The organism is Pseudomonas sp. I2 (assembly GCF_040984075.1).
Taxonomy (GTDB): domain Bacteria; phylum Pseudomonadota; class Gammaproteobacteria; order Pseudomonadales; family Pseudomonadaceae; genus Aquipseudomonas; species Aquipseudomonas guariconensis_B.
Map to the genome: position 1 here is coordinate 1 of NZ_JBCGFQ010000185.1, position 421 is coordinate 421.

1 protein-coding gene is annotated in these 421 nt (G+C 54.2%); it reads right to left on the reverse strand.

Features of this window, described 5'->3' with window-relative positions:
• On the reverse strand, positions 1 to 258 hold a 258-nt coding region (locus WCE05_RS26180), incomplete at its 3' end, for a stalk domain-containing protein (RefSeq protein WP_368816862.1).
• Positions 259 to 421: the final 163 nt, after the last annotated feature.

The window sequence follows — 421 nt, forward strand, 5'->3', positions numbered from 1 at the left end:
GTCAAGGGATTTACCGTTGACGATCGCCGTTTTGGCGCCGGGCTTTACTTTGACGTAAGCGCCGTCTTTTATCAGGGTGAACATTTGCGCGTAGTCATCCCACTGCACATCAGCGCCGAATTCCTGCAGCGTTTTATCCAGCGGTACCATGTGGGCTTCGCTACCGTGAGCGAAGACCGGTGATTGCCAGGCGCAAACCACCGCCACGGCCAGCGCCAGCGCGGTTTTACGAGGAGAAAATTTCAAGCCGTTTGCCATTGTGACCTCATCTTATTGTTGTGTTGTCTCTTGCCGCTGCGAATGTCGGCTTTGTTACCCTTAAGCTACCAGCCAGCGGCGCCGGGGCGTTTGTTTGCTTTTGCCAGCTTGTTTGTCAGTTTTGCCAGACGGACGTAAAAAATGCCTCCGCAGAGGCATTGAG